This window comes from Streptomyces sp. YS-3 (assembly GCF_045257485.1).
Lineage (GTDB): Bacteria > Actinomycetota > Actinomycetes > Streptomycetales > Streptomycetaceae > Streptomyces.
The window spans coordinates 1-6,778 of the sequence record NZ_JBJHPC010000401.1 but is presented as its reverse complement, the minus strand read 5'-3'; the positions used below and the strand labels follow the sequence as shown (position 1 = coordinate 6,778).

At 70.2% G+C, this 6,778-nt stretch carries 10 protein-coding genes and 1 pseudogene; 4 read left to right on the top strand and 7 right to left on the bottom strand.

Annotated elements, in window-relative coordinates; translation table 11 throughout:
• The 3 genes from ACJA3G_RS26395 to ACJA3G_RS26385 form a co-directional block, all read right to left on the bottom strand.
• A partial coding sequence (locus ACJA3G_RS26395) for a chaplin (RefSeq protein WP_406555543.1) occupies positions 1-689 on the bottom strand: 689 nt, incomplete at its 3' end.
• Positions 690-801: 112 nt separating this feature from the next.
• On the bottom strand, positions 802-1,035 hold the full coding sequence (locus ACJA3G_RS26390) for a chaplin (RefSeq protein WP_406555542.1): 234 nt from the start codon (positions 1,033-1,035) through the stop codon (positions 802-804).
• Positions 1,036-1,334: 299 nt separating this feature from the next.
• The gene (locus ACJA3G_RS26385) at positions 1,335-1,745 is read right to left on the bottom strand and encodes a rodlin (protein WP_406555541.1); all 411 of its coding nucleotides are present in this window, start codon (positions 1,743-1,745) and stop codon (positions 1,335-1,337) included.
• 193 nt (positions 1,746-1,938) lie between these two features.
• Between ACJA3G_RS26385 and ACJA3G_RS26380 the strand changes: the two genes are divergently transcribed.
• Both ACJA3G_RS26380 and ACJA3G_RS26375 read left to right on the top strand, forming a co-directional pair.
• The gene (locus ACJA3G_RS26380) at positions 1,939-2,352 is read left to right on the top strand and encodes a hypothetical protein (RefSeq protein WP_406555540.1); all 414 of its coding nucleotides are present in this window, start codon (positions 1,939-1,941) and stop codon (positions 2,350-2,352) included.
• A 171-nt stretch (positions 2,353-2,523) separates the two neighbouring features.
• Positions 2,524-2,934: a rodlin gene (locus ACJA3G_RS26375; protein ID WP_406555539.1), complete on the top strand. Its 411-nt coding sequence runs from the start codon at positions 2,524-2,526 to the stop codon at positions 2,932-2,934.
• Between the two features lie 77 nt (positions 2,935-3,011).
• Here ACJA3G_RS26375 and ACJA3G_RS26370 read toward each other — a convergent pair whose 3' ends face one another.
• Positions 3,012-3,215: a hypothetical protein gene (locus ACJA3G_RS26370; protein WP_406555538.1), complete on the bottom strand. Its 204-nt coding sequence runs from the start codon at positions 3,213-3,215 to the stop codon at positions 3,012-3,014.
• A gap of 179 nt (positions 3,216-3,394) precedes the next feature.
• Between ACJA3G_RS26370 and ACJA3G_RS26365 the strand changes: the two genes are divergently transcribed.
• Together ACJA3G_RS26365 and ACJA3G_RS26360 are read left to right on the top strand one after the other, a co-directional pair.
• Complete coding sequence (locus ACJA3G_RS26365) at positions 3,395-3,802, top strand: rodlin (protein WP_406555537.1); 408 nt, start codon at positions 3,395-3,397, stop codon at positions 3,800-3,802.
• A 218-nt stretch (positions 3,803-4,020) separates the two neighbouring features.
• Positions 4,021-4,464 carry a carboxymuconolactone decarboxylase family protein gene (locus ACJA3G_RS26360; protein WP_406555545.1) on the top strand — a complete coding sequence of 148 codons (444 nt, stop codon included), beginning with the start codon at positions 4,021-4,023 and terminating at the stop codon, positions 4,462-4,464.
• A 27-nt stretch (positions 4,465-4,491) separates the two neighbouring features.
• Here the strand turns inward: ACJA3G_RS26360 and ACJA3G_RS26355 are convergent, their stop codons facing one another.
• The 3 genes and pseudogenes from ACJA3G_RS26355 to ACJA3G_RS26345 all read right to left on the bottom strand — a co-directional run.
• Positions 4,492-4,893 (bottom strand): DUF6009 family protein, encoded by a 402-nt coding sequence (locus tag ACJA3G_RS26355; RefSeq protein WP_406555536.1) that lies wholly within the window; start codon positions 4,891-4,893, stop codon positions 4,492-4,494.
• Entirely contained in the window at positions 4,890-6,416 is a 1,527-nt protein-coding gene (locus ACJA3G_RS26350) for a phage/plasmid primase, P4 family (protein ID WP_406555544.1), read from the bottom strand. Before ACJA3G_RS26350 ends, ACJA3G_RS26355 begins: the two co-directional genes overlap by 4 nt.
• A gap of 89 nt (positions 6,417-6,505) precedes the next feature.
• Positions 6,506-6,778: pseudogene (locus ACJA3G_RS26345) on the bottom strand (DNA primase); the annotation flags it as partial.

The following is a 6,778-nucleotide window of genomic DNA, read 5'->3' as shown; positions in this document are numbered from 1 at the left end:
TGCGGGGGGCGCGCGTGGCGTGGGCCGGCGCTTTCCTTGTTCGCGCAGTTGCTGCCGAACGCCGGGTTGAGCAGTGCGATGACGTTGACGGTGTTGCCGCACAGGTTCACCGGCGCCTTGACCGGAGCCTGGATCGCGTTGCCGGACAGGACACCCGGGGAGCCGTGCGTCTCGGCGTGGGTGCCGGTGGGGGCGGCGTGACGGTGGTCGTCCCGGCGGTAGTCGTCGCCGTAGCCGTAGCCGTGGCCATGGCCGTAGCCGTACTCGTCCCCGTAACCGGACTCCGGGCCGCGGTCGTAGTCGCGGTCGTGTCCGTAACCGCGGTCGTGCTCGTAGCGGTCGTCGCCGTAACTCCCGCCGTGTCCGCCCCGGTACGACCCGTCGCCGCCGTCGTCCTGGTACCGCTGGTAGACGCGCTCGTACGCCTGCTCGTACGCGTCCTCCTCGTCCGGTCCGTGCGAACACGTGTTGCCGAACGCGGGGTTGAGCGCTCCGACGGGGTCGACCGTGTTGCCGCACGCGTTCACCGGGACGTCCAGGGGCGCCTGAATGGAGTTGCCGGACAGGACACCGGGGGAATCACCGGTTTCGGAATGGGCATCCGCCGCGTGAGCGCAGGCTCCGCTCATGGAGAGAACGCTGCTCGCCGCCATGGCGGTGAACAGCGTCTTTTTGATGACCTGTCGCAATGCGGTGCCTTCCTGGGGGCTCACGGTCTGCTCGCGCTCTCGGTTCGGGAGCCGGCTTCGGGGTATGCCGCCGCACGTCCCGAAGCCGGCGGGTGAAATCCCTCGTGCGGTGTCAGTCGTTCTTGCACTCGTTGCCGAACGCGGGGTTCAGCAGCGCGATGATGTCGATGGTGTTGCCGCACACGTTCACCGGGATGTGGACGGGAACCTGGATGAGGTTGCCCGACAGGACGCCCGGGGAGTTGGCCGCGACGCCCTGGGCGCCGGCGTCGGCGAGGGCGGGGGTGGCGGCGCCCGTGGCCATGACGAGGCCGGCCACGACGGAGGCGGTCTTCATGTACTTCACGTGTTTCTCTTTCCTTTGAGAAAGGCAGCGCAACGAATTGTCGCGCACGGCGCACAGGAGAGGCACCGCTGACGGATTGATAACGATCCGCCGCAGTAAAGGAAACCGGCGCCGGAGCGCACTCCGCATATTCACTCGCTTGGCAGTCGCGCCGCTGCGGGCAGGAACACCGCAAGGCGCTAGGAGGGTCACGGAGAGAACATCGTGCCGAATGTGCGGGGAGAAAACGAAGCTGCCGGCACCTCGGGAAAGGAGGTGCCGGCAGCCCTGTCACTCAGTGAATTCGCCGAAAGCGGGAATCAGCTGCCGGACGCGCCGTTGCCCGAGAGGACCGGGATGTTGTCGAGGACGTGCGACAGCGGCTCGTCCTTCTTCGACTCGGTCGAGTTCTCGGTGCACTGCTGGTTCTGCTGCGGGGACAGGATCGGGATGTCCTGCACGCCGATGTTGACCAGGGCGACGAGCGACTGCACGTTCAGCTTCTGGAGCAGGCCGATGCAGGGCTTGTTCAGCGAGCCCTGGACCAGGCTGAGCTGCGGGCTCATGTCGCCCTCGGTCTTCTGGTTGCCGTACGCCTGCTTCGAGCCGTTGCCACTGTACGCCGTGGAGCCGTTCTCGTTCCCGATGGCCATGGCCTGAGGAGCGGTGACGGCCGCGGCACCGAGGATGGACGCGGTGACCGCCGTAGCCGCCATAACCTTCTTGATCACAGGGTGTTCCTTTTCTGGAGAGAGGAGTTCACGCGTTTACCGCACTCCGATCAACTGCCTTGGTGGAGTTTAGTGACGCCCATTCACCCGATCGGTGGGGAACCGAATTCGCGCTGCCACGCGGCGCGCCCCGGAGGCGCACGTATGCAGGCCGCTTATCATTCCGTTTCGTTTCTCACCACCAGGAGGTCCTTTGAAGCGCGCGAGCGCGCCTGACGCGGGCGCCGGCAGACGACGGCGCCGCGGTTTCTGGAGCGAGCGGGAGCTCAGGCTCGTCGACCGGCTGGCGGCCCTGCACCACCAGTTGGACGCCCTGCACCAGGAACGCGCCGCCCTCATCTCGTACGTGGCGCGGCTGCACGGCGGCGATGTCACCGCAGAGCGTACGGGCTGGTCGCTGGTGCATGTGCACACCGCCGCGGGGCGGTTGTCGTGGCGGGTGGCACCCGACGACTGGCATCTGTTCGCCGGGCTGAGCGAGCGTCCGCCCGCCCCCGCACCGGCCGCCTCCGCCCCGCCCCATGTGCGCACCGCCGAGACGAACACGCGTCTGTCGTTCCTGCATCTGCACCGGCGCCCCAACATGTCCGGGGCGAAACGCGGTTGAGCGGACCCGCGCCGTACGGTCCGCGCGGTGGCCGGTCCACGCGGCGGCCGTGCGTCGGCCGTACGGGTGAAGGCGGGAAACCAAAGCGCGACAAGTCAGTTGACCAGATAGCTCCGACAGCTCCGGACGGGGCTCCATTCCGGACGGGGCATCCATGAGGAAGGGACCAGCGTGTTCAAGAAGGCTATGGCGGCAGTTGCCGTTTCCGCGTCCGTCGTTGGAGTTTCGGCGGCTGCGGCGCCCCAGGCCCTGGCCATCGGGAACGAGAACGGCAGCACCGCGTACAATGGCAACAACGCGATGCAGTCCTACGGCAACTCCGCCACGTACGGGGACATGAGCCCGCAGATCGCGCTCATCCAGGGCTCCTTCAACAAGCCCTGTATCGCCCTGCCGGCGAAGGCCAACCTCCAGTCGATCCTCGCCCTGGTCAACGTGGGCGTGCAGGACATCCCGATCCTGTCCCCGCAGCAGACGCAGCAGTGCACGGAGAACTCGACGCAGGCCAAGGGCGACGAGCCGCTCTCGCACCTCCTCAACAACATCCCGATCCTCTCGGGCAACGCCGCCAGCGGCAGCTGACCGACCGCGCGAAGAAGGGCCGGACCACCTCCCCGGGTGGTCCGGCCCTTTCGTGTGCGCCCGTTCGCGCGGCGGGGTCAGACGGGCCAGCAGGGCCGGGCGACGACGGCCCGCCACTCGCGGTCGGGGCCGCCGGGAAGGGTGCGGCCCTGGGCCGCCCAGGCGGCGGCGAGCTCACGGTAAATGGGCGGCCCGGCGACGGGCGGGGGCTGCGGGGGGCTCTCCTTGCGGCTGGCGGGGATGAACGCCTGTCGGTGCCAGGGGCGTTCGGGCTGCGGCATCTGCGTCACCTCGGATGTACGGGAGGGGGTCCTCGACACCCATACCGTGCGGAACGCCCGTTCACGGCCCCGATGCGCCATTCGGGCTATTCATCGTCACGGACAGCAACCGCTTCCCGTCGCGTCCGTTGATGGCTACAGATCTCCGCTCGTGGAGTCTGACTCAATGAGGAGCCAACATGCAGAAGTTGTGGTCGGCCGCAGCCGTCGCCGCAGCCGTCTCCGGTGTCACGATGATGGTGGCGCCCCAGGCCCTGGCCATCGGGAACGAGGACGGCTCCACGGCGTTCAGCGGGAACGAGAGCGAGCAGGCGTACGGCCAGTCGAAGACCGCCGGTGACATGAGCCCGCAGATGAGCCTGGTCCAGGGCACCCTGGACAAGCTCTGCGTCGGCGCGCTCCAGAAGGTCAACGTCCAGTCCGTCCTGGCCCTGGTCAACATCGGCGTGCAGGACATCCCGATCCTGTCCCCGCAGCAGAACCAGCAGTGCACCGAGAACTCCAGCGAGACCAAGAAGGACGAGCCGCTCTCGCACATCCTGGACAACATCCCGGTCCTGTCCGGCAACGGGGCGTCCGGCAGCTGAACCCCGGGTCCGGCGCCGCCGCGTGCGGAACGGCCCGGACGTGCCGGGCTGCCGGCACCTTCCCTCGCGGGTCGGTGCCGGCAGCCCGGCTTTTTTCGGTCCGGGCGCTTTTCCCGCCGTGGGTGACGTCCCGTTTGCCGTACTGGCTCGTTGGGTTGGGTGAGACGAGCACGAGGAGGCAGACCATGACCGCCCCGACGACCGGGCGCCCGGCCCGGATGCGGAACCCCGCCGTGGTGCTGCCCAGCGCGATGCGGCCCCTCCTGGACGTCTTCGAGGCCGCCAAGCAGGGGGGCGTGCCGCAGTCGACCCTGGAGCTGGTCCATCTGCGGGCCAGCCAGATCAACGGCTGCAGCTACTGCGTGTACGGGGGCGTGGCGAGCGCCAGGAAGGCCGGCGAGAGCGACGAGCGGCTGCACGCGGTGGCCGCCTGGCGCGAGGCGGGCTGCTTCACCGGGCCCGAGCGCGCGGCGCTGGACCTCACCGAGGCCGCGACCCGGCTGGCCGACCGCCCCGATCCGGTGCCGGACGCCGTGTGGGACGAGGCGGCCCGGCACTACGACGAGCGGCAGCTCGCCGCCCTCACCCTGATGATCGCTCTGACGAACCTGTTCAACCGGCTCAACGCGACGACGCGGCAGCCGGCGGGGGCCACCTGGTAGAGGGGCGCGGCCGGGGGCGCGGGCGTCTCAGAGCGGCAGCGTTATTCCCAGCTCGCGCATGGCCGTGGAGGGCGGTCCGCCCTCCGAGCGTTCGGTCTTGCGGCCCTTGCTGCCGGGGGCGAGGGTGCGCGGGTCGATCGCCTCGGCGGGCGCCCCCGTCGCGTACAGACCGTCCGGTTCGCTGTCTCGGTCATGGGGCAGCACCCAGAACACGCGTCTGCGCCAGGTTCCCGAGGACGGGGACGCCTTCGCCTTGGGGCCCAGCAGCGCGTAGCCGACCATCCGCCCGTCGCGGTGGTAGGCGGGTTTGCTGCGCCGCGTCGGCAGCCGGTCCAGGCTCTGGCGTACGTAGTCCAGACGGGAGATGTCCTCCAGCCAGACCAGCTCGGTCTCGTGGCTGATCTCGTCGTCCGTGATCAGGGAGCTCATGCCCTCTCCTCGTCGGCGAGCAGTCCGATGCCCGGGTAGTACTTCCGCGAATTGGACAAGATCATCTCCTTGGGCGAGGCCAGCCCGACCAGTTCGCGTGCGCGCGCGGCGAACGCGCGGGAGGTGATGACGGGTGCCCCCTCATTCTGACACCAGGCCCGGTACGCGGCGTAGAGGCGGGTCTGCTCCGCCCGGTGGTCGGGGTGCAGGGCGCAGGTCTCCTCGAAGAAGCGCCCGGTGTGGTCCTCGGTCTCCGCGTACACGGTCGTGGCGATGCGTACGCGCTCGGGCCCGGTGAGGTCCTTGTCGCCGCCCAGGTAGCGGCGGGCGCCCTCGATCAGCCAGTTCAGGATGCCCGGGCCCTCCTCGGTGACCAGGACGTCCGCCAGGTTGTCGATCTTGCGTTCGTCGGAGACGACGCGTTCGAAGGGAATCAGCCGCATCCTGCGCCAGAAGGCGAAGCCTCCGGTGCCGACCTCGGGGCGGTGGTTGCCGAGCAGCCAGAGCTTGTGGGTGGGCTGGAAGCTGAAGAAGTCCTGGCGCATCCGGCGGGCCTTGATGCGGTCGCCGCCGGTGAGCAGCTTGACCCGGGCCTCGTCGAACTTGTCGCCGGGCTTGACCTCGGAGCAGACGATGACGCGCCGCCCGTGCAGCTCGGCGAGGTCCGTGGGGTGCCCCTCGAAGGGGCGGGCCATCAGGAACCCGGGCGGCCCGGCGTCGGCGTAGTCGCCGAGGAGTTTCATCACCACGTCCAGCAGGACCGATTTGCCGTTCTTGCCCGATCCGAACAGGAACGGCATGATCTGCCCGCCGACATCGCCGGTGATCGAGTAGCCGAGCAGCAGATGCAGGAAGCCGATCATCTCGGCGGACTCGGCGTCCTCGCCGAACGTGTCGGTCAGGAAGCGGTTCCAGCGCGGGGTCGGCATCTGGCGGGGCCCGGTCGACGTCGAGCGGGAGTGGAAGTCCTTGTTCGGGTCGGGCGTGCGCAGCAGGCCGGTGCGCAGGTCGACGATCCCGGCCGGGGTGCACAGCGCGTACGGGTCGGCGTCCAGGAGCGCCGCGTTGAGGACCATGCCGGGCGCCGAACGGGCCTGCGCGAGCATCGCGTTCATCCCGGCCGTGGACAGGGCCCGGCGGCGGTGCTGCTGGAGCGCCTGGGCGGTGTAGAGGCCGCGCGGGTCGCTGTCGGCGATGTTCTCGGCCAGGTCGCCCGCGGCCCACATCACCGTGTCGTCCTCGTCGAGCTGCCAGCGGGTGGTGTCCCAGCGGTACCAGCCCAGGCCCGGCACATGGCGGTAGTCGTCCGCGAAGAGCCGCACGAACAGCTTGGCGTTGCCGCGGTCGGTGAGGGTGTCGGGCAGCAGGCCCGTGCGGGCGGCCGAGTGGGCGTGCGCCGCCGCCTCCGGGGCCGAGGGGGCGTGGGCCCGGGCCGCGGGCGTACGGGCCTCGGAAGGGCCCTGGCTGCCCGTCTGAGCGGGCAACAGGGCTTCCCCGGACGGGGAGTCCGGGGCGTGCGCCAGGATCTGCGAGGCGACCGTCTGCGGGTCGAAGTCGAAGAGCACGTCCTCGTGGGCCCGCCCGCGGGCGCCGCTGCCCTTGCCGGGGGCGCTCACGGGCGGCTCCGGAGTTCGAGGGGGCGGCGCAGGCCTGCTGCCAGGCCGCCGCGCACGATCGGGGCGGCCCGGCGCTCCTGGCCCGGGCGCGCGTACTCGGCCGCCTCCAGCAGCACCCGCTCCCCCGCCTCCAGCCCGAGGTACCCGGCCGCGACGAGGCCGCCGACGGTGTAGGCGGCCCGGTTCAGCTTGTCCGTGAAGCCCGCGCCCTCGGCCACGGACGCGCAGTCGGCGACCTCGGCCAGGGCGGCGGCCAGGACCCGGGTGGC

What these genes read in the sequence shown, in the direction of transcription:
- ACJA3G_RS26355 (WP_406555536.1), bottom strand. Translation starts at nt 4,893, where the DNA reads ATGAGCTCCCTGATCACGGACGACGAGATCAGCCACGAGACCGAGCTG.
- ACJA3G_RS26365 (WP_406555537.1), top strand. Translation starts at nt 3,395, where the DNA reads ATGCAGAAGTTGTGGTCGGCCGCAGCCGTCGCCGCAGCCGTCTCCGGT.
- ACJA3G_RS26360 (WP_406555545.1), top strand. Translation starts at nt 4,021, where the DNA reads ATGCGGAACCCCGCCGTGGTGCTGCCCAGCGCGATGCGGCCCCTCCTG.
- ACJA3G_RS26370 (WP_406555538.1), bottom strand. Translation starts at nt 3,215, where the DNA reads ATGCCGCAGCCCGAACGCCCCTGGCACCGACAGGCGTTCATCCCCGCC.